Annotated in this window: 14 protein-coding genes; 6 read left to right on the forward strand and 8 right to left on the reverse strand. The window is 72.2% G+C overall.

The window, feature by feature from the left end:
• Positions 1 to 41: 41 nt before the first annotated feature.
• Entirely contained in the window at positions 42 to 2,189 is a 2,148-nt protein-coding gene (gene recG, locus AC1MGR_RS13840; protein WP_480231963.1) for an ATP-dependent DNA helicase RecG, read from the reverse strand.
• Between the two features lie 257 nt (positions 2,190 to 2,446).
• On the opposite strand from recG, the gene AC1MGR_RS13845 reads away from it, so the two are divergent.
• Entirely contained in the window at positions 2,447 to 2,740 is a 294-nt protein-coding gene (locus tag AC1MGR_RS13845; protein ID WP_108036275.1) for an FAD assembly factor SdhE, read from the forward strand.
• A gap of 258 nt (positions 2,741 to 2,998) precedes the next feature.
• Complete coding sequence (locus AC1MGR_RS13850) at positions 2,999 to 3,340, forward strand: cupredoxin domain-containing protein (protein ID WP_146180472.1); 342 nt, start codon at positions 2,999 to 3,001, stop codon at positions 3,338 to 3,340.
• A gap of 108 nt (positions 3,341 to 3,448) precedes the next feature.
• On the opposite strand, the gene AC1MGR_RS13855 is transcribed toward AC1MGR_RS13850, so the two are convergent.
• Entirely contained in the window at positions 3,449 to 5,398 is a 1,950-nt protein-coding gene (locus tag AC1MGR_RS13855; protein WP_480234798.1) for a methyl-accepting chemotaxis protein, read from the reverse strand.
• A gap of 1,271 nt (positions 5,399 to 6,669) precedes the next feature.
• Here AC1MGR_RS13855 and mfd point away from each other — a divergent pair.
• A complete protein-coding gene (gene mfd / locus AC1MGR_RS13860; protein WP_480231964.1) occupies positions 6,670 to 10,263 on the forward strand; it encodes a transcription-repair coupling factor in 3,594 nt (1,197 codons plus the stop codon).
• Between the two features lie 111 nt (positions 10,264 to 10,374).
• Here mfd and AC1MGR_RS13865 read toward each other — a convergent pair whose 3' ends face one another.
• Both AC1MGR_RS13865 and AC1MGR_RS13870 read right to left on the reverse strand, forming a co-directional pair.
• Complete coding sequence (locus tag AC1MGR_RS13865; RefSeq protein ID WP_108036403.1) at positions 10,375 to 10,719, reverse strand: hypothetical protein; 345 nt, start codon at positions 10,717 to 10,719, stop codon at positions 10,375 to 10,377.
• A gap of 307 nt (positions 10,720 to 11,026) precedes the next feature.
• Positions 11,027 to 12,430, reverse strand: a complete 1,404-nt coding sequence (locus AC1MGR_RS13870; protein WP_480231965.1) for an AMP-binding protein — start codon at positions 12,428 to 12,430, stop codon at positions 11,027 to 11,029.
• 459 nt (positions 12,431 to 12,889) lie between these two features.
• Here AC1MGR_RS13870 and AC1MGR_RS13875 point away from each other — a divergent pair, with 459 nt between their 5' ends.
• Positions 12,890 to 13,684 (forward strand): invasion associated locus B family protein, encoded by a 795-nt coding sequence (locus AC1MGR_RS13875; RefSeq protein ID WP_108036267.1) that lies wholly within the window; start codon positions 12,890 to 12,892, stop codon positions 13,682 to 13,684.
• Positions 13,685 to 13,820: 136 nt separating this feature from the next.
• Here AC1MGR_RS13875 and hspQ read toward each other — a convergent pair whose 3' ends face one another.
• Positions 13,821 to 14,147: a heat shock protein HspQ gene (hspQ, locus tag AC1MGR_RS13880; protein WP_244472571.1), complete on the reverse strand. Its 327-nt coding sequence runs from the start codon at positions 14,145 to 14,147 to the stop codon at positions 13,821 to 13,823.
• A 107-nt stretch (positions 14,148 to 14,254) separates the two neighbouring features.
• Positions 14,255 to 15,307 (reverse strand): HpcH/HpaI aldolase/citrate lyase family protein, encoded by a 1,053-nt coding sequence (locus tag AC1MGR_RS13885; protein WP_108036265.1) that lies wholly within the window; start codon positions 15,305 to 15,307, stop codon positions 14,255 to 14,257.
• Positions 15,308 to 15,512: 205 nt separating this feature from the next.
• Between AC1MGR_RS13885 and AC1MGR_RS13890 the strand changes: the two genes are divergently transcribed.
• The gene (locus tag AC1MGR_RS13890; RefSeq protein WP_480231966.1) at positions 15,513 to 16,799 is read left to right on the forward strand and encodes a patatin-like phospholipase family protein; all 1,287 of its coding nucleotides are present in this window, start codon (positions 15,513 to 15,515) and stop codon (positions 16,797 to 16,799) included.
• Here the strand turns inward: AC1MGR_RS13890 and AC1MGR_RS13895 are convergent, their stop codons facing one another.
• A complete protein-coding gene (locus AC1MGR_RS13895; protein WP_480231967.1) occupies positions 16,800 to 18,026 on the reverse strand; it encodes an FAD-dependent monooxygenase in 1,227 nt (408 codons plus the stop codon).
• A 184-nt stretch (positions 18,027 to 18,210) separates the two neighbouring features.
• Between AC1MGR_RS13895 and AC1MGR_RS13900 the strand changes: the two genes are divergently transcribed.
• Entirely contained in the window at positions 18,211 to 19,602 is a 1,392-nt protein-coding gene (locus AC1MGR_RS13900) for a GntP family permease (RefSeq protein ID WP_480231968.1), read from the forward strand.
• Between the two features lie 49 nt (positions 19,603 to 19,651).
• On the opposite strand, the gene AC1MGR_RS13905 is transcribed toward AC1MGR_RS13900, so the two are convergent.
• Positions 19,652 to 19,876, reverse strand: coding sequence for a hypothetical protein (locus tag AC1MGR_RS13905; RefSeq protein WP_480231969.1), 225 nt, complete (start codon positions 19,874 to 19,876; stop codon positions 19,652 to 19,654).
• Positions 19,877 to 20,017: the final 141 nt, after the last annotated feature.

The raw sequence follows: 20,017 nt of genomic DNA on the forward strand, positions 1-20,017 counted from the left end.
ATGAGATCGACGCCTGAAATCGACGCCTGACCGGGACGGGGTCAGCCCGCCCCGAGCAGGCGGATCGCCGCGTCGCGCTCGAACAGGTAGAGCAGCACCCGGAGCGCCTGGCCGCGTGCGCTCTTCAGGCCGGGGTCGCGCTGGACCACGAGCTGGGCGTCGTCGCGGGCCACCTGGAGCAGTTCGGCGTCGTTCTCCAGGCTGGCGAGGCGGAAGGCGGCCATCCCCGATTGCCGGGTGCCCAGCACCTCGCCCTCGCCGCGCAGGCGCAGGTCTTCCTCCGCGATGCGGAAGCCGTCCTCGGTCTCGCGCATCATCTCGAGGCGGGCCCGCGAGACCTGGCCGAGGGGGCCGCGATAGAGGAGGAGGCAGCTCGAGGCCTTGGCGCCGCGCCCGACCCGGCCGCGGAGCTGGTGGAGCTGGGCCAGCCCGAAGCGCTCGGCATGCTCGATGACCATGATGGTGGCCTCCGGCACGTCGACGCCGACCTCCACGACGGTCGTCGAGACGAGGATCTTCGTCTCGCCCCGCTGGAAGCGCTCCATGGCGGCGTCCTTGTCGGGCCCGGGCATCTTGCCGTGGATCAGCCCGACCGCGTCGCCGAAGCTGTGGCGCAGGTCCCCGAAGCGCTCCTCGGCCGCGGCGAGGTCGACGAACTCGGATTCCGCCACCAGGGGGCAGATCCAGTAGACCCGGTCGCCGGCGGCCAGCGCCCGCCCCAGGCCCGCCACCACCTCGTCGAGGCGGTCGGTGGAGACGAGGCGGGTGGCGATGGGCTGGCGCCCGGCCGGCTTCTCGTCGAGCACCGAGACGTCCATGTCGCCGAAGCAGGTCAGCGCCAGGGTGCGGGGGATCGGGGTCGCCGTCATCACCAGGATGTCGACGGCCGCGCCCTTCGCCCCCAGCGCCAGGCGCTGGTGCACGCCGAAGCGGTGCTGCTCGTCCACCACGGCCACGCCGAGATCGGAAAAGACCACGCTGTCCTGGAACAGCGCGTGGGTGCCGACCACGATGTCGACCTCCCCGGCGGCGAGCGCCGCCAGGGTGGCGCGGCGCTCCGAGGCCTTGTCGCGCCCGGTGAGGAGGCGCAGGCGCAGGGGCGCGGCCAGGGGGGCGAGGCGCTCGAAATGCTGGCGCGCCAGGATCTCGGTGGGGGCCATCAGGGCCGCCTGGCGCCCGACCTCCACGGCCGAGGCCATGGCGAGCAGCGCCACCGCGGTCTTGCCGGAGCCGACGTCGCCCTGGAGCAGGCGCAGCATGCGCCGGTCGGAGGCGAGGTCGCCCCGGATCTCGGCGACCGCGCGCCGCTGCGCCCCCGTCAGCCCGAAGGGCAGGGCGGCCTCGATCCGGCCGCTCAGGGCCCCGTCCCCCGCATTGGCCCGGCCGGGGGCCCGGCGGTTGCGGGCCCGCATCAGGGCGAGGGCGAGCTGCGAGGCCAGGAGCTCGTCGTAGGCCAGGCGCCGCCGGGCCGGGGAGCGCGGGGGCGCGCCGCCGCCCTCGGGCACGGGGGGCGGGGCCACCTCCGGCCGGTGCTCGGCCCGCAGGGCGTCGGCGAAGGCCGGCAGTCCCTCGCGGGCCATCCAGGCCGGGTCCAGCCACTCGGGCAGCACCGGCAGGCGCTCCAGGGCCGCATGGGCCAGCTTCGAGATCGCCCGGGAGGTCAGGCCCTCGGTGGCGCCGTAGATCGGCTCGACGGTGGGCTGGGCGGCGAGCCCCGCCTCGTCGACGATGCGGGCCGGATGGACCATCTGGCGGTGCCCGTCCCAGAGGTCGATGCGCCCGGTGATGTAGCGGTGGCTCCCCAGGGGCAGCATCTTCTCGACCCGGGCCTGGGGCATGCCGAAGAACACCAGGGTGATGTCCCCGGTGGCGTCCTCCACCAGCACCCGGAAGGGGCGGCGCCCCGCCCCCGGCTGGGGCGCCCGGTAGCCCGTCACGGTGACGCCCAGGGTCACGGGCTCGCCGGGGGGCGCCTCGGCGATGGAGCCCATCAGGCGCCGGGCGACGCCGCCCTGCGGCAGGTGGAACAGGAGGTCGACGATCCGGGCCGGCTGCTCGGGCGTGCCGAGCAGGCGCTCGATCATCGGCGCCATCTTGGGCCCGATGCCGGGCAGGCCGCGCGCGGGCGCGAAGAGGGCATCGAGGACGCTCGGGCGGAGCAGGGGCTGGCGGGACGCGGGCTCGGTCATGCGGCTCGGGGGCGGGAAACGGGCGGAAGGGGAACCCGGAGGCGGGGGGCGGGACCCGGGTGGTCTCGGACGGCGCGGGACCCCGCCCCGCGCATGGGCGGGATGGCGGCGCGGGCCGCTGCCTCTATATACCGACCGGAAGGCTTGGTCCCGCGACGGATGACGCATCGGGGCCGGGCCGGGGCTGCCACGATCCAGACGATCCTCCGATCCTTGGATCACGGCATCCCGGGATCACAGCATCACAGGCTGACCGCATGTCCGGCACCACCCGCACCAGCGCCGACCTCGATCCGCGCCGCCGCCGCACCCTCTTCCGCGCCTGGCACCGCGGCATCCGCGAGATGGACCTGATCATGGGCCGCTTCGCCGATGCCGAGATCGGCACCCTCACGGAGGAGGAGCTCGCCACCTTCGAGGCCCTGATCGAGGTGCCCGACCGCGACCTGTTCCGCTGGCTCACCGGCGAGGACCCGACGCCCGCGAACTACGACACGCCGGTCTATCGCCGCCTCAAGGCCTTCCACAAGCACGACGCGCCGATCCACTAGGGAGCCCGGTCCGCGGCCGCGCCGCCGGGTCCGGACGCGACGGGCGTTTCCGGGCCGTCGCGCATCGGGGCAGCCCGGAGACCCTCGAACGTCAGGGCCGATACCCAAAAAACGTCCGAGATCTTCTACCTCGAATCAACCAAGCCCGTTCAAATTTCCGATAGGATCAAGGGCGCAATGCTTTTGAAACGTTCGGGTTCTACTGTGCGCAGGAGAACAAACGCTATAAATATAGCTCAGGCCTGTGTGATGGGATCCGTGATCAAGCGGCGCGTTTTCGCGTATGCGGCAGGTTTGGCCTGTTGTCTCGGATGCCTTCACGCCTACGCCCAGGCGTCGGACGTCGCCGGCATCGTCATCCAGAAGGCCAGACAGTTCGGCTTCCAGGCCGTCACCCTGCAGGCCGGCGGGTCCATCGTGCTGTCCAACGAAGACGCGACGGCCGTCCACCACGCCTATATCGAGGCCGACGGCGTCCGCCGGGACTTCGGCGACCAGGCCCCCGGCACCCGCACCACGATGGTGTTCCCGCAGCGGGGCGACTTCCTCGTCCTCTGCGGCGTGCACCCGACGATGAAGCTGGCCGTCCGCGTCGACTGAGCCGCCCGCGCCGCCTCCGCGGCGGGCCGGCAGGGTCCGTCGCAGCCCGAATTTCGTGCCGGCCCAAGTTTCGTCTCGATGAAGGTCCGTGCCGGGACGGATTGCCGGTCAGCGGCCCTGGGCGTGCGCCGCCGGTCGTCCGTCGGCCGCGGCCAGGAACTGCACGTTCAGGCCGGTGCCGGAGCGATGCCGCACGGCGCAGTCGAACCGGCGTCCATCCGCCGCGACGACCACCGCGAAGCGATCCGGCACCTGGGCCGGCTGGCCGAGCTGCAGCCGCGCGCCGCCCTCCGTCAGGTCGCGGATGGAGCAGGCGATCCGCGCGCCGTCGGGCAGGTGGATCGCGGCGCGCAGGAGCACGCGCGTCCGTCGCGCGGTGCGCCGCTCCTCCATCCCGATGGTCCAGTCGTCCAGGCCCGTGCTGATGCGCGACACCCCGTCGGCCGCCTGCTGCATGCTGGACAGGATCGCGCCCGTGGCCTGCGCCTGCTCGTCCATCGCGGCGGTGACGCCGTCGACGTGCCGGCTGATCGTGCCGACCGCCGCCGTGATCGTCGCCAGGGTGGTGGCGACCTCGCTGGAGACCGCCTGCATCCCGGCGATCTCGTGGCTGATCCGGTTCGTGGCGGCGGCGGCCTGGCCGGCCAGGTTCTTCACCTCGGAGGCGACCACCGCGAAGCCGCGCCCGGCCTCGCCGGCCCGGGCCGCCTCGATGGTGGCGTTGAGGGCCAGCAGGTTGATCTGCTGGGCGATGTCCGTGATCATCGTGGCGACGCCGCTCATCGCCTGGGCCGCGCCGCGCAGCCGCTCGGTGGCGGCATCCGCCTCCCCGGCCCGGCCGTGGATGTCGTCCACGACGGTCTTGGACTGGGCCATGCTGCGCGAGATCTCCAGCGCGGCGGCGTTCATGACGTCGGCCGCATCCGTGACCGCCTGGACGTTGTCGAGGGTGCGCTCGGCGGCCTCCACCGCGACCGAGCGCGCCGTCATGTTGGCGGTGACGTCGGTGGCGTACTTGACGATCTTGGTCAGGCGGCCGGCGGGATCGAAGATCGGGTTGTAGCTGGCCTGGATCCAGACGGGCCGGCCTCCCTTGCCGACGCGCTGGAACATGCCCGAGGCGAAGCGGCCGGCGCGCAGGCGGTCCCAGAAGGCGGCATACTCCGCCGTCCGGGCGTAGCCGGGCTCGACGAACTGGGCGTGCGGCCGGCCCCGGATCTCCTCGATCCCGTAGCCGAGGGCCTTCAGGAAGTTGGCATTGGCGTCGAGGACCGTCGCGTCGGGGGCGAACTCGATCACCGCCTGCGAGCGGTTGACCGCCGCCAGCTGCGCCGTCGCGTCCGCCACCAGCCGCTTCTGCGCGGTGATGTCGGTGGCGAACTTGACCACCTTGACCGGCACCCCGTCCCGGTCCCGGATCGGGTTGTAGGTGGCCTGGATCCAGATCTCGCGGCCGCCCTTGGCGATGCGCTTGAACTCGCCCGAGCGGAACTCGCCGCGGCCGAGATCCGCCCAGAACGCCCGGTAGGCGTCCCCCGCGCGCTCGTCCGGATCGACGAACAGGCCGTGATGGCGCCCCTGGACCTCGTCGAGGCCGTAGCCCACCGCGGCCAGGAAATTGGCGTTGGCCTCCAGGATGGTGCCGTCCAGGGCGAAGGCGATGACGGCCTGGGAGCGCTGCAGGGCCTCGAGCTGCCCGTCATGGTCGATGGCGCGCAGGACCTCGGCGGTGACGTCGGTGGCGAGCTTGACCACCCGGGTCACGCGCCCGGCGCGATCGCGCACCGGGTTGTAGGTGGCCTGGATCCAGACCGCGCGGCCGTCCTTGGCGAAGCGCTTGAACGCGCGCGTCTGCGGCGTGCCCCGGCGCAGGTCCTCCCAGAACGCGCGATAGGCCGCGCTCGCCCGCTCCTCGGGGGAGACGAAGCGCCCGTGGGGCTGTCCCGTCACCTCGGCGAGGGTGTAGCCCATCAGGTCGAGGAACAGGGCGTTGGCGGTGAGCACCGTGCCGTCGGGGGTGAACTCGATGCGGGCCCGGGATCTGTCGATGGCGGCCATCAGCGCGCGCAGATCGGTGTCGAAGAACGGCACGGAGAGGTTCCCGCGATGCGTATCCCGCATCCACGCTCGTCTTAGTCGCTTTCCATTAAGCAAACCCGAAACAGCTTACAGGCGAGTCCCTGGTCGAGTTCGCGGCGGAGTTATTGGCCGAGTTGCTGGCCGAGTTGCTGGCAAGGTTCCAACCTTGACGAGAAGGGGCGTCCCTGGAGGGCGACGGAGAGCCGGGGTGCCGCACCGAAACCCCGGCGTTGCTCGGCGCGCGCGGGGCCGCAACCGATCGGGGGCCCGCGCCCCGGCGGGGCCCGGAGCCGGGCCAGCGTTCGGGCGTCCGAAAAATCTTGACAATATTCCTAATTCGTGTCTCTATCCCCGCACCTGCCGCCCGAACGAATCGGGAGCCTGACCGGAGACCGACCGGGCGGGCTGAAGGGCGGCGGGGCGGTGCCCGCGTCGGTGGCTTCGGTCGCTGCCGCCCCGGGCGACGGCTCGCTATGACCGCCGGCTCGGCACAGGGCGGCGCGCCGGGGGAGGAAATGCCCCCGCCGTCCGACCCGTCGCTGGGTCAGCGGGAAGAAGCTGCGGCGCCGCCCATGACGAGGCGGCGTGCGACGAAGGCTCGCTCCGAAGCGTGCGGGGTCTCCCCAGAACCCGCCGAACTTAGCGCCAGCGCGAGCCCCGTCGGAGACACCGCGACGCCAACGGCCCCGGCGGCGACGCCGGAGCCCGGGACGCCGGGGAACCGGCACATCACTGAAGCGCAACACTGGGTTCCGCGGCGTCCCGCGTCCCCGTCCGCGCATCGATTTGGGCCATGCCCCCGGCGCGGAACCGCGCGCGGGGGTGAAGCCGCGTGGGAAAAGGCGCGGGTGAAAGGCCTGGGGCAGGGGGCTCCGTCCCTCCCCCCGTTGCGGGGGAGGGTGCCTGCGGAGCAGGCGGGAGAGGGGCGACCTGTCCGGATCACGCGCCCCCCTCGCCCGACCCGCTTCGCGGGCCACCCTCTCCCGCAGGGGGGGAGAGGAAGAGGCCCCCGCGCTGGATCAACGCGGTGGGGTGCGGTAACGCCGGTACGCCGTCGCGTGGATGCCGGTACGCCGTCGCGTGGGTCTGGTAAGGAGCCGGCCCACGGTTACATACGGTCCGGTCCCGCGGTCCGGTCCCGCGCATCGCTTCCCCCCGGTTCGCGTCCGGGGCGGTCCTTCAGACGAACGAAGCCGGACGGACCCGCCGGGGTCCGACCCGGCGCAGCACGAGTGCAAAACCCCGACCCGATGGCCAAACCCCAACCGAAAGCTCCCGCGCCCGCGGCGAAACCCCAGACGGCGCGCTTCGCCCTGCCGAAATCCGGCGCCCTCGCCCGGGCCCTGGAGGCGCTGAAGCGCGGCGACAGCCCGACGCTCGCCAACGTGCCGGAGGGGTTCGACGCGGTGGTCGTGGCGGATCTCGCCCGGGCCCTCAGCCGCGACGTCGAGGGGCCGGCGGTGCTGGTGCATGTCGCCCGCGATTCCGGGCGCTCGGCCGCCTTCGCCGGCGCCCTGAAGTTCGTCGCCCCCGAGATCGAGGTGCTGAGCGTGCCGGCCTGGGACTGCCAGCCCTACGACCGGGTCTCGCCCAACGGCGCCATCGCGGCCCAGCGCATGACGGCCCTGTCGCGCCTCGCCCGCTCGCGCTCCTCGGAGGAGCAGCCCCGCATCCTCTGCACCACCGTCAACGCCTTGATTCAGAAGGTGCCGCCCCGGGAGAAGATCGCGACCGAGACCTTCTCGGCGGCGATCGGCAACGTGGTGCCGATGGACACCGTGACGGCCTGGGTCGAGGCCAACGGGTTTCTGCGCACGGGCACCGTGCGGGATACGGGCGAGTACGCGGTGCGCGGCGGCATCCTCGACCTGTCGCCCCCGGGGCTGCCCAACCCGATCCGCCTCGACTTCTTCGGCGATACCCTGGAATCGATCCGCGCCTTCGACCCCGAGACCCAGCGCACCGTCGGGCAGCTGCGCTCCCTCGACCTCGTGCCGATGAGCGAGGTGCAGCTCACCACCGAGACGATCCGGCGCTTCCGCCAGGGCTACCTCTCGGCCTTCGGCGCGGCCAACCGCGACGACCGGCTCTACGAGACCATCAGCGAGGGCCGGCGCTATGCCGGCCTCGAGCACTGGATGCCGCTGTTCTACGACCACCTCGACACGCTGTTCGACTACGTGGCCGGCGTGCCGATGGTGTTCGACGCCCAGGTGGACGAGGCGGCGGGCGAGCGCCTGACCCTGATCCGCGACTATTACGACGCCCGCGCCGAGGCCATGAAGGCGCCGTCCCCCGGGGTCGCCCCCTACAAGCCCCTGAAGCCCTCGGCCCTCTACCTCACCCCCAACGAGTGGCGCGACCGGGTCGCGGCGGCCTCCGTCGCCCGGCTCTCGCCGTTCTCGATGCCCGAGAATCCGGACCGGGCGACCATCGACTGCGAGGGCCGCCAGGGCCGCAGCTTCGCCGCGGAGCGCGCCGACGAGGCCGCCAGCGTGTTCGACGCGGCCGTCGCCCACGTGAAGGACCTCCAGGGATCCGGTCATCACGTGATCCTGGGCTCCTGGTCCGACGGCTCGCGCGACCGGCTCTGCTCGGTGCTGGCCGATCACGGCCTGAAGAAGCCCGTTGCCATCAACACCCTCGCGGCGGTGAACGCCCTGAAGCGCGGCACCGACGTCGCCGTCGCGGTCTGGGGCCTGGAATCCGGCTTCGTCGTGGACCGGCTCGCGGTGATCTCCGAGGGCGACATCCTCGGCGACCGTCTGGTGCGCCAGAAGCGCAAGGCCAAGCGCCCCCAGGACATCATCCTGGAGGTGCAGGCCCTCCAGCCCGGCGACCTCGTGGTCCATGCCGACCACGGCATCGGCCGCTTCGTCGGCCTCAAGACCGTGACGGCCGCGGGGGCGCCGCACGATTGCCTGGAGATCCAGTATGCCGGCGGCCTGCTGCTGCTGCCGGTGGAGAACATCGAGCTCCTGACGCGCTACGGCTCGGAGGATGCCGAGGTGGCCCTCGACCGGCTCGGCGGCGGCGCCTGGCAGGCCCGCAAGGCCAAGATGAAGAAGCGCATCCTGGAGATGGCCGGCCAGCTCATCCGGGTCGCGGCCGAGCGCTTCGTGCGGCAGGCCCCGCGCCTGCACGCGCCGGAGGGGCTCTACGACGAGTTCGCCGCCCGCTTCGCCTTCGACGAGACCGAGGACCAGGCCAACGCCATCGACGCGGTGCTCACCGACCTCAATGCCGGCCGTCCGATGGACCGCCTCGTCTGCGGCGATGTCGGCTTCGGCAAGACCGAGGTGGCGCTCCGCGCCGCCTTCGCGGGGGCGCTCGGTGGCAAGCAGGTGGCGGTGGTGGTGCCCACCACCCTCCTGGCCCGCCAGCACTACCGGACCTTCGCCGAGCGCTTCAAGGGCCTGCCCGTGGAGGTCGCCCAGATGTCGCGCTTCGTCTCCAGCACCGAGATGAAGCGGGTCCGCGACGGCCTGACCGCCGGTACGGTCGACATCGTGGTCGGCACCCACGCCCTGCTCGCCAAGAACGTCGCCTTCAAGGATCTCGGCCTCATCATCGTCGACGAGGAGCAGCATTTCGGCGTGGCCCACAAGGAGCGGCTCAAGGCGCTCCAGGCCGACGTGCACGTGCTCACCCTCTCGGCGACGCCGATCCCCCGCACCCTGCAGCTCGCCATGACGGGGGTGCGCGAGCTCTCGATCATCGCGACGCCGCCGGTGGACCGCCTGGCCGTGCGCACCTTCGTGACGCCCTTCGACCCGCTCCTGATCCGCGAGGCCCTGCTGCGCGAGCGCTACCGCGGCGGGCAGTCCTTCTACGTCGTCCCGCGCATCGAGGACCTCGCCGAGGTCAAGCGCTTCCTCGACCAGGAGATGCCCGAGACCAAGGTGGCGGTGGCCCATGGCCAGATGGCGGCGGGCCAGCTCGAGGACGTGATGACGGCCTTCTACGAGGGCAAGTTCGACGTGCTGCTGTCGACCACCATCGTCGAATCCGGCCTCGACATTCCCACCGCCAACACGCTCATCGTGCATCGGGCCGACATGTTCGGCCTGGCCCAGCTCTACCAGCTGCGCGGCCGCGTCGGCCGCGCCAAGGCCCGGGCCTACGCCCTGTTCACCACCCCGGCCAACCGCACCCTCACGGTCCAGGCGGAGAAGCGCCTGCAGGTGCTCCAGACCCTCGACACCCTCGGCGCCGGCTTCCAGCTCGCCTCCCACGACCTCGACATCCGCGGCGCCGGCAACCTGCTCGGCGATGCCCAGTCCGGCCACATCAAGGAGGTCGGCTACGAACTCTACCAGCAGATGCTGGAGGATGCGGTCACCGCCCTGAAGGCCGGCATCGACGAGCCGGTGGAGGAGGCCTGGTCGCCCACCATCGCGCTCGGCGCGCCGGTCACGATCCCGGAGGACTACGTCGAGGACCTCACCGTCCGCCTCGGCCTCTACCGCCGGCTCTCGACCCTGGAGAACGACGCCGAGATGGAGAGCTTCGGCGCCGAGCTGATCGACCGCTTCGGCCCGCTGCCGCCGGAGGTGGAGCAGCTCCTCAAGATCGTCACCATCAAGATCCTCTGCCGCGACACCAACGTGGAGAAGGTCGAGGCCGGGCCGAAGGGCGTCGTCGTCCACTTCCGCGACAAGGCCTTCGCCAACCCGCAGGGGCTCGTGGCCTACGTGGCCGAGCAGGCCTCCTTCGCCAAGGTGCGGCCCGACATGAGCATCGTCTTCATCCGCGAGCTCGACACCATCCCGGAGCGCCTGAAGGTGACGACGACGATCCTGCGCAGCCTGTCCACCATCGCCCGGCGCAAGAAGGCGGCCTAGCCCGGGGGGAACGCAGGCAGCGCGGGGGCCTGAACGCGAAAAGGGCGCGCCGCCGGCACGCCCTTTTCGCAAGGAAGAGAAGAGGTTGGGACGGTCTCTTCGACCGCCCCCTCAGAGGTCAGGCTGGTTCAGCACGTAGGGGCCGATCTGGCTCTGCAGGTCGATGCAGGCACCGGACCGGCGGCCCATCGTCTCGTCGACGACGATGACCGGGATGCCGGCTTGGCGCATCTGCTCGCGCAGGCGCTCGGAGAGCTGGGCATAGGCCGGATCGCGCCGGGAGGAGGCCTGGAGCAGGATGGCGGCCGGGCGCGCGATGACCGCGAGCACGTCATGCGCCGCCTCGAGCGAGGCGGTGACGCTAGCGTAGCCGAGCTCCGCGAGCTCGGCGGCGAGCGAATGATCGATGGCGCGATGGCCATCGTCGACAACGAGAACTTGTTGCAGCGCACCCATGAGCATCAGTGCTAGCCCATCCTTCGTACCTTGGAAAGAGACCCGTGTGACAACACACATGGAGGGCGATTGGTTCGCCGGCCACGTTCCGAACGTGACCGTGCCGCCGGATCCCTGAGCGGCGGATGAACCGACTCGGTGCGGCGCATCATGCGACGGGGCCGGACCGGGCGCGCCCGGCGCAACCCGTTCCGGCGAATCGGCAATCCGGCCTTCGGCACCGCAATCGCGGACCGGCGGCGGGCGCCGCGGCCGCGCGCCGGGGGGCAGCCCGGTGCCCCGGCCGGAAGCCCGGACGCCGGGCCGTTCAGGCGCGCCGGATGGCGAGCGTGCGGTCGTCCTCGACGCCGGCGGCGAAGGGCGAGGGCGCCCAGGCATCGACCGTCTCGGGGATCAGGATATCGCGCTGCAACGGCTCGGCGTGGCAGGCCCGGCCCCGGAAGGCGAGGTGCCCGTCCGGGTCGCGCCGCAGGGCCATGAGGGTCGAGAACAGGTGCGCGCGCTCGGGATGGGTCAGCGCCAGCGCGACGTCGTTGGCCTCCCGGGCACCGGCCAGGAGGGCGGTCTCGTCGAAGGCGACCACGTCGATGACCGGACGATGGGGCTCCGAGGCCAGGGTGCGCGGACCGAGGCGCCCGGGGGCGCGATGGGCGAGGACGATGGCCTCCAGCGTCCGCGGCAGGCGGCTGGCGGCGAGGTTCCGCTCCAGCGCCGCCGGAACGACGAGGCGGGTCGGCAGCGGCCGGTCGAGGGCGTCGGCGAAGCTGCGGGCCTCGAACACCGGCAGCGTCTCCAGGCCGGCGCCCGCCACGAGGGCCGCCCCGAGGCCGGTGACGAGGCCGCGCAGATCGCTCTGCGGCACCAGGCTGAGGATGCGGTCCCCGGGCTGGACTCGGGTGGTGACGAGGTAGACGGCGATGGCCGCGAGCAGCGCGTCGCCGCTGCGGTGGACCGGATGGGCGGGATTGCCCGCGGTGAAGCTGATGAGGCCGCCGGGCCCGGGGGCGAAGGGGCCGCCCGCCTGGTCGAGGGCCATGGCGTCGAGGCTGATCACGCCGTCCGGGACGTCCGGGCCGAAGGCGGCGAGGTAGCGCAGCCCGAAATACCGGACCGCGACCCGGCAGAGGCGGTCGGCGAGCGCGAGGGGGCCGAACCGGGTCTGGGTGATGACCGCCGGGAGCGCGGCGTGCTGCACGGCGGCGAGGAGCCCCTCCTCGTCGAGGCTCAGCGGCAGCAGGCAGGGGATGTGGCCGGCGGCCTCCACGGCCAGGTAGGCGAGGAAGCTCTCGGAGCTGCCCGGGAGGGCGAGGCCGATGCGGCTGCCGGGGGCCAGGCGCCAGCTGCGCAGGCCGTTGGCGAGGCGGGCCACGATCTCGGCCGCCGCCGCGTAGGTCCAGGTGATGGCGGGCCGCCCGCTCCACAGGGGCTTGTGCGGCGGATCGACGAAGGCGACGCGATGGGGGTGGGCATGGGCCGTCCCGGCCAGGAGGGTACAGAGGCGCTGCGCCCGGGGCGGAACCCGCGCGCTGTCGGGCCACGCGCCCCCAGGGCTGCCCGGCGTGGCCCCGGACCCGACCAGGGCCGGCGGACGGCCGAGCCCGGGCCCGGGCCCGCCGGCCATGCGGCGGCTGGCCTGGGACAGGGGAATTCCCGCCCGGACCGAGTCCAGGAGATGGGAGGCTTGGAACTGGGCTGCTTGCTGCGCCGGCACGTACGCTGACTCCCGCGACCCCTCGTTCATGGGCGCTTAGGGTTAAGTCCGGCTTAACCCCGGTGCCGCCTCAGCCCCCGGCCACGGCCGTGGTGTCATGTCTTCGCCGCATTCGGGGGGAAAGCAGGCCGCCCTGTCGTCGGGACGGGACTGCGCCGTCGAGGGCGCGGTCCGCGGGTTGCCGCGCGGTGGCGGAGGATCTCATCCGCTGCACCGCTGCGATCCCGGTCCAGTCATGATCTCGGCCCAGGGGGATGTCGGCTTCGAAGCGATCTCGGTCGAAGGATGCCTGTCCGGCCGGCCTGGTGCGATGAATGCGCCGGGCAGGGGCCGAACGGACCTCCGAACGCCGGAAGCGCCCTTGAAGTCCGAACCGTTCGATGCGAATCCGCGCCCTAGCTTCGAGGCGCATCCCGCGAGCCGAATCCGTTACGCCGTCATCTTAAGGGGTCAGAGCTGATGTTCTTCGCCAACCGTCCCGCGCGCCCGCTGCGCGTCGCCGCGTTCCTCGCCCTGGCGGGCCTTACCGGAGTGGCGGGGGTTGCCGGACCGGCTCTCGCGCAGGGCAGCAAGGGCAAGGCTGCGCCGGCCCCGACCGCCCCCGCGCCGACGCCGCCCCCGGCCGCCGCGCCCACCGGGGCGGCCCAGACGGGCCCGCAGATCGTCAACGTGAAGTCCGATCCGGCCCAGACGGAATGGACCAAGGTCTGCGGCAAGGACCAGGCCAGCGGCACCGACGTCTGCTACACCACCCGCGACTTCGTCTCCGACCAGGGCCAGCCGGTGCTCGCGGTCGCCGTCTACGAGATGAAGAACGCCGCCCAGAAGCAGGAAGTGCGGGTGATCCGCTACCTGCTGCCCCTCGGCCTGCTGCTGCAGCCGGGCATCCGCTTCACCATCGACGGACAGCAGGGCACCGCCGGCAAGTTCGCCGTGTGCTTCCCCAACGGCTGCTTCGCCGAGGCCGGCAATGTCGGTCCCGAGCTCGTCACCGCGATGAAGAAGGGCACCACCCTCAACGTCAGCGTCCAGAACCAGACCCAGCGCGAGGTCACCTTCGCGGTGCCGATCACCGGCTTCGGCAAGGCCTTCGACGGCCCGGCCATCGACCCGAAGGTGCTCGAGGAGCAGCAGAAGAAGCTGCAGGCGGAGCTGGAGAAGCGCAGCGAGGACATGCGCAAGAAGCTCGAGCAGCAGAACGCCGCCGGCGCCGCACCGGCCGCCGGTGCGCCGGCCGCCGCGCCGAAGCCCTGAGGATCGCGACGCTGCCGGCCGCCGGCGCGGCCGGCACCCCAGACGAAACGAGGCCGGGCGCGCTGCCCGGCCTCGTTTCGTTTCACCGGTCTGTCTCCCGGGCCCGTCTCCGGGCGCCGACCGCCCCGGTGGGGTCTCAGTTGGCGTGGGCAGCCCCGCGCATCCGGTAGCTGCCATCGGCGCCGCGCTCGAAGACCTCGGCGATGCCGGTATGGCGGAGCGCCTCCCCGGAGGTGTCGGTGACGAGGTTCTGCTCGGACACGTAGGCGACGTATTCGCTCTCCGCATTCTCGGCGAGCAGGTGGTAGAACGGCTGGTCCTTGCGCGGCCTGACCTCCTCGGGAATCGCCAGCCACCATTCCTCGGTGTTGTCGAACACCGGGTCGATGTCGAAGACGATGCCGCGGAAGGGATAGATGCGGTGGCGCACGACGGCGCCGAGGCCGAACTTGGCGGTTCTCATCACGGAATCAGCTGTGATCGTATCGGTCATGCGACAGAAAATAAGCGGCTCCGGGCCACTTGTCATCGGCGGTGCTCCGCCGATGACGAAGGGCAGGCGAAAAACGCTCAGGCGAGACCGTAGGTCTTGGCGAGGTCCGGATCCTTCTCGGCCACGAGCTTGGCGAGATCGACGATGACCTTGGCCTGCTTCCAGGTGGCGTCGTCCTGCATCTTGCCGTCGAGCATCACCGCGCCGGTGCCGTCGGGCATCGCCTCGACGATGCGCACCGCGAAGGCGACCTCCGCCGGATCGGGCGCGAAGACCCGCTTGGCGATGGCGACCTGATTCGGGTGCAGGGTCCAGGCGCCGGCGCACCCCATCAGGAAGGCGTTGCGGAACTGGGCCTCGCAGGCCTCGCCATCGGAGAAATCGCCGAAGGGGCCGTAGAAGGCCTTGAGGCCGTTGGCCATGCAGGCATCGACCATCTTGGCGATGGTGTAGTGCCAGAGGTCCTGCTGGGCTGAGGCCCGGGCGGCCCCATCCTGCGTCGGATCGGCGATGACCCGGTAGTCCGGATGGCCGCCGCCGACGCGGGTGGTCTTCATGCCGCGGGAGGCCGCGAGGTCGGCGGGGCCGAGGCTCATGCCGTGCATGCGCGGCGAGGCGGCGGCGATGGCATCGACGTTGGCGACACCCTCGGCGGTCTCCAGGATGGCGTGGACGAGGATCGGCTTGGTCACGCCGTGCCGGGCCTCGAGCTGGGCCAGCAACTGGTCGATGTAGTGGATGTCCCACGGCCCCTCGACCTTGGGCACCATCACGACGTCGAGCTTGTTCCCGACCTGGGAGACGATCTCGAACAGGTCGTCGAGAATCCAGGGCGAGTTCAGGGCGTTGATGCGGGTCCAGAGGCCGGTGCCGGAGGCGGCGAAATCGGTGGCCTGGGCCATGGCCACGAAGCCCTTGCGGGCGGCCTCCTTCTGGTCGATCGGCACCGCGTCCTCGAGGTTGCCCAGCACCACGTCGACGGTGGCGGCGAGCTCCGGCACGCGGGCCCGGACCTTCTCGTTGTGGGGCGGAACGAAGTGGATCATCCGCTCCAGCTTGACGGGAAGCTCGCGGAAGGGGGCCGGTGCGCCGGTGGCGAGCGGCTGGAAGAAGCGGCGTGGCAGTTTCATGGGTGTTTCTGGCTCCCGGAGACTTCTTGTGAGATCGGCGTCCCGAACCAGCGGTTAGGGCAAGGCCGGCCCCGCCGTAAAGGTGCGCGGGCGCACGCAATCCGTTTGCCATGCCGCCGCCGCGGGACGCGCGGCGGAACGCGCATCCCCGGCTCACGTTCTCACGATCGAGGGGGGCACCTCACCGACCACGAAGGACGGACCCATGTCCGGATCATCGACCCGGCGGACCGGCTTCCGCCATCCGGCGCTGCTCGGGGCAGCCCTGATCGGGCTCAGCCTTCCGCAGACCGCATTCGCCGCCGAGCGCGCCAAGCCGCCTGCTGAGAAGCCGCTTTCGGCGGAGACGCAATCCGGGCGCGTGGCCTTCACGGCTGCCGAGGCCGCGACGGCACGGCCCGACGGCCTGGCCGCGGGGCTGCGGATTCCCGGCGACGATGCCGCTGCTTTCCGCACCCTCCTGGACGGCGCCTCGGCCGCCAACCGGCCCTGGCTCGTGCTCTCGGGCGGCGGCGAGAACGGCGCCTTCGCCGCCGGCCTGCTCAACGGCTGGAGCGAGGCCGGCACCCGGCCGGATTTCGGCGTCATCACGGGCGTCAGCACCGGCGCGATGATCGCGCCCTTCGCCTTCATCGGCAGCGCCGGCGACGCGGCCCTGCGCCAGAACTACACCGAGATCTCCGCCGCGGACGTGTTCGAGTTCGGCGGCACCAACGAGGCCCTCACGGATACCTGGCCCCTCAAGCGCCGGATCGACCGGGCGGTCACCCCGGCCCTGCTGAAGGCGGTGGCCGCGGAGCACGCCAAGGGCCGCCGGCTCCTGGTGGCGACCACGGCGGTGGACGGCGAGCGGCCGGTCCTGTGGGACATGGGCGCCATCGCGCAGACCGGGGGGCCGAAGGCGCTGGCGCTGTTCCGCTCTGTGATCCTGGCCTCCTCGGCCGTGCCCGGCGTGTTCCCGCCGGTGATGATCGACGCGGTGGCGGGCGACGGCAAGCACTTCCAGGAGATGCACGACGACGGCGGCACCACCGCGCCGTACTACCTCGCCCCGGAATCCATGCTCCTGGCGAAGGACCCGGCGCCCCTGCCGACGCCCCAGGTCTACCTCGTCGTCAACAACAGCCTGTCGCCCGACTTCCAGATGGCGTCGCGCACCACCCTGAGCGTGCTCGGCCGCTCGATGTCGGCGGCGATCAAGGCGCAGACACGGGCCGCGCTCGCCCTCAGCCAGGGCTTCGCCCGGCGCACCGGCCTCGACCTCCAGGTCGCCCAGATCGACGGGCGTTTCGGAAAGACCTCGGCCGCGCCGTTCGACCAGACGTATATGAAGGCCCTGTTCGCCCACGGCGTCGCCCTGGGCAAGGCGGGCACCGCCTTCCAGGACGGCACGACGGACCCGGCGGCGGAGATCGCCACCGGCTCGGTCGACCGCCGGGCGGCCCAGGAGGGTCCCGCTCAGCCGCCCGTCCGGAGCGTGGCCGGGCGCTGATCAGCGCATCAGGCTCGGGGCGCCGAGGCGGGGCAGCACCCCCTCGCGCATGACGAGGCGGCGCAGGGGGCCGATCGTCGTCATGGCGAGGAGGCCGAGGCCGCGCAGGGCGTCCACCGGCACGAGGTCGGCCAGCAGGCTGCGGTTGAGCGCGTCGACCGCGGTCGACCGCAAGCGCGCGTCGAGGTCGCGCCCGCGGGCGAAGCCGGCCAGCGCCGCGCGCGAACCGGGGTCGCGCCCGTCCGACACTGCCCGCATCACCGCGTCGCGCAAGGATGCGGCATCGCGCAGGCCGAGGTTCAAGCCCTGCGCCCCGATGGGCGGGAAGACATGGGCGGCCTCGCCGATCAGGGCGAGGCGGGCCGCGACCGGGCTCGGCACGGACAGGCCCCGCATCGGCACGAGGCCGCGCGGCCCGTCGATGCGCATCGCCCCCAGCATCGCCTGGGCCTGATGCTCGACGGCCCGGGCGAGGGCATCGTCGTCGAGGGCGGAAAGACGCTTGGCCGGGTTCTCCCCCATCACCCAGACGAGGCTGGAGCGGAGCCCGCCGGGCAGGGGCACCAGGGTGAACGGCCCCTGCCGGGTGTGGAACTCGGTGGAGACGTCGCGGTGGGGCCGCGTGTGGGCGAGGATCGTCGTGACGGCGCTCTGCGGGTAGGACCAGATGCGCGGCACGATGCCGGCGGCCTCGCGCAGCTTGGAGCGGGCGCCGTCCGCGCCGGCGACGAGCCGGGCCGACAGGGTGGCGCCGCCGGCGAGCGTGATCGTGGCGGCGTCCGCGCCGGCCGCGAAACCGACCGCATCCGCCTCGAACAGGGTCAGGTTGGCGGCCGCGCGGGCCTCGGCGCGCAGGCCCTCGACGAGGCGGGCGCTCTCGACGTTCCAGCCGAAGGCGTCGAGGCCGATCTCGGTGGCGACGAAGCGGGCCGGGGGCGGGCGGAACAGGCTGCCGGTGTCGTCGACGATGTGGAGCTCGGCCAGGGGGCTCGCCTGGGGCGCGATCGCGGCCCAGACCCCGAGGGCGTCGAGGAAGCGCACCGAGCCGTCGAGGAGCGCCACCGTGCGCCCGTCGGCCACGGGGGCGTGCCGGCCGACCAGGGCGGTGGCGACGCCGTCGCGGGCGAGCGCCAGGGCGAGACTCAGGCCCGCCGCGCCGGCACCGACCACGGCGACCGCGAAGGTCTCGGATTTCGGGGTCTCGGATTTCGGAGGAAGTGTCGCCACGGGCTCGCGGTCTCCTGAACGGCCTCGGGCCCGTCGGTCGTCCAGGCCGACGCGCCCCCGTAAAACCTAACGCTTACAGAGGCGTGTCACCCCGCCGGTCAAGGCCGCGATGGTGCCGCAGGGACGGGGCTTGTAGCATCCGGCCCAAGGCCGTGGACATCGGCTGCCCGGAGGCCACCCGACCATGAGCCTGTTCATCGCGCTGCTGGCGCTCGGATTCCTGATGCTCGTCGCCTATCGCGGCTTCAGCGTCATCCTGTTCGCGCCGGTGGCCGCCCTGCTGGCGGTGCTGCTCACGGACCCGTCGGCGGTGCTGCCGGTCTTCTCCGGCCTGTTCATGGAGAAGATGGTCGGCTTCGTGAAGCTGTACTTCCCGGTGTTCCTGCTCGGCGCGGTGTTCGGCAAGGTCATCGAGATGTCGGGCTTCTCCCGCTCCATCGTGACCGCCGTGATCGACCTGGTGGGCGCCCGGCGGGCGGTGCTCTCCATCGTGCTGGTGTGCAACCTGCTCACCTACGGGGGCGTCTCGCTCTTCGTGGTGGTGTTCGCGGTCTATCCCTTCGCGGCGGAGGCCTTCCGCCTCAGCGACATCCCCAAGCGCCTGATCCCCGGCACCATCGCGCTCGGCGCCTTCTCCTACACGATGGACGCACTGCCCGGCACGCCGCAGATCCAGAACATCATCCCCACCACCTTCTTCGGCACCAACACCTGGGCCGCCCCCTGGCTGGGGCTGATCGGCGCGGCCTTCATCCTGGTGGCCGGCGTCGCCTATCTCGACCGGCGCATCGCCACGGCCAAGCGCCGGGGCGAGGGCTACGGCACCGACCACAGCAACGAGCCGCAGGTGATGGACGCGGCCGCCCGCGCCCATCCGGCCGTCGCCCTCCTGCCGCTGATCGTGGTCGGCCTGTCGAACCTCGCCTTCACGGCCGCGATCCCGCGCCTCTACGGACCCAAGGCCGAGACGGTGCTGGCCGGCCTCGACAAGCCCATCGTCACCGCGGTCTCCTCCGTGACCGCGATCTGGGCGGTGGAGCTGGCCCTGCTCGCCGGCATCCTCACGGTCCTGGTCTTCGCCTGGCGCCCGGTCTCCCAGGGCTTCGCGGAGGGCAGCCGCGCCGCGGTGGCGGGCTCGCTGCTGGCGGCGATGAACACCGCCTCCGAATACGGCTTCGGCGCGGTCATCGCCGCCCTGCCGGGCTTCCTCGTCATCCGCGACGCCCTGTCGGCGATCCCGAACCCCCTGGTCAACGAAGCCATCACCGTGACGGCGCTCGCGGGCATCACCGGGTCGGCCTCCGGCGGCATGAGCATCGCGCTGGCGGCGATGTCCGCCACCTTCATCGCGGCGGCGCAGGCCGCCCACATCCCCATGGAGGTGCTGCATCGGGTCGCCGCCATGGCGAGCGGCGGCATGGACACCCTGCCGCATAACGGTGCCGTCATCACCCTGCTGTCGGTGACGGGTCTGACCCACCGGCAGGCCTATGCCGACGTCTTCGCCATCACGCTTCTGAAGACCGCGGCGGTGTTCCTGGTGATCGGGGTCTACTACCTCACCGGCATCGTCTGACGGCGCCCGGCGGCCGGGCGATGCCCGAACCCGCTCGAGCCCTGCAGGATCAGTCCGATCCGGCCGGCGGCAGGGCCTCCTCCGGCGCCACGAGCCGCAGGGTGAGCTGGGTGAAGGGCCGGATGTCCCAGGCCGGGCCGGCATGGAACATCATCACCACGGGCCGGCGCGCCAGGACCTGGAATTCCGGCAGCCCCGCATCCGGGCGCAGGATCGTGCCCGGCTGGACGGCGGGGTCGTAGCCGGCGGGCCGGATCCACACGATCTCATCCATCCCGCCGATCCGCCCTCGTGGTCGTGTCGTCCCAGCCGGACCGGGTCGGCGCTTCTCGGGTCCGACCCGGGCCGCGCGACGCGGACGCAGCCGTTAACATGCGTTAATCACGGGGCCGACGCGGACGCAATCCGGTTGTCC

This window comes from Methylobacterium sp. BI1 (assembly GCF_056680125.1).

What these genes read in the sequence shown, in the direction of transcription:
- recG (WP_480231963.1), bottom strand. Translation starts at nt 2,189, where the DNA reads ATGACCGAGCCCGCGTCCCGCCAGCCCCTGCTCCGCCCGAGCGTCCTC.
- AC1MGR_RS13845 (WP_108036275.1), top strand. Translation starts at nt 2,447, where the DNA reads ATGTCCGGCACCACCCGCACCAGCGCCGACCTCGATCCGCGCCGCCGC.
- AC1MGR_RS13855 (WP_480234798.1), bottom strand. Translation starts at nt 5,398, where the DNA reads ATGGCCGCCATCGACAGATCCCGGGCCCGCATCGAGTTCACCCCCGAC.
- mfd (WP_480231964.1), top strand. Translation starts at nt 6,670, where the DNA reads ATGGCCAAACCCCAACCGAAAGCTCCCGCGCCCGCGGCGAAACCCCAG.
- AC1MGR_RS13865 (WP_108036403.1), bottom strand. Translation starts at nt 10,719, where the DNA reads ATGGGTGCGCTGCAACAAGTTCTCGTTGTCGACGATGGCCATCGCGCC.
- AC1MGR_RS13875 (WP_108036267.1), top strand. Translation starts at nt 12,890, where the DNA reads ATGTTCTTCGCCAACCGTCCCGCGCGCCCGCTGCGCGTCGCCGCGTTC.
- hspQ (WP_244472571.1), bottom strand. Translation starts at nt 14,147, where the DNA reads ATGAGAACCGCCAAGTTCGGCCTCGGCGCCGTCGTGCGCCACCGCATC.
- AC1MGR_RS13885 (WP_108036265.1), bottom strand. Translation starts at nt 15,307, where the DNA reads ATGAAACTGCCACGCCGCTTCTTCCAGCCGCTCGCCACCGGCGCACCG.
- AC1MGR_RS13890 (WP_480231966.1), top strand. Translation starts at nt 15,513, where the DNA reads ATGTCCGGATCATCGACCCGGCGGACCGGCTTCCGCCATCCGGCGCTG.
- AC1MGR_RS13900 (WP_480231968.1), top strand. Translation starts at nt 18,211, where the DNA reads ATGAGCCTGTTCATCGCGCTGCTGGCGCTCGGATTCCTGATGCTCGTC.
- AC1MGR_RS13905 (WP_480231969.1), bottom strand. Translation starts at nt 19,876, where the DNA reads ATGGATGAGATCGTGTGGATCCGGCCCGCCGGCTACGACCCCGCCGTC.